Source organism: Citrobacter sp. wls826, assembly GCF_005281245.1.
Lineage (GTDB): Bacteria > Pseudomonadota > Gammaproteobacteria > Enterobacterales > Enterobacteriaceae > Citrobacter > Citrobacter braakii.
Window position 1 is genome coordinate 197866 of sequence record NZ_SZWS01000054.1, and the last position, 467, is coordinate 198332.

Below are 467 nucleotides of genomic sequence, written 5' to 3' on the forward strand. Positions count from 1 at the left end.
GCATGGTTTACTGCAACTGGCAACCGCCGCGCCGGGGTTATTGATCCCTCTCGTCCTGAACAGATTTAAGGATCAGCGCGCCATCGCCGCACTGGTTTCGTTAATGTGCGCCATCGGCGCAGCGGGATTCGCGGTAATGCCCGGGCAGGCTTTGCTGTGGACCATACTGTTTGGCTTTGGCTCAGGCGCTACGATGATCCTTGGTTTGACCTTTATTGGCCTGCGCGCAAGCTCAGCGCATCAGGCCGCGGCCCTGTCCGGCATGGCACAGTCCGTCGGGTATTTACTGGCTGCCTGTGGGCCACCGCTGATGGGTAAGATTCACGACCTCAATGGTAGCTGGCTGATTCCATTAGCTGGGGTCGCCGTGTTAGCAATACTGATGGCAGTGTTTGGTCTGTGCGCGGGGCGTAATCGGGAGATAGCAAGCGCATAAAGCAGCGGGCAGGTTTGAGTATAACCTGCCC

1 pseudogene is annotated in these 467 nt (G+C 58.0%); it reads left to right on the forward strand.

What is annotated here, in order from left to right:
- Positions 1–436, forward strand: a pseudogene (locus FDW87_RS22715) (MFS transporter); the annotation flags it as partial.
- Between the last annotated feature and the right edge of the window lie 31 nt (positions 437–467).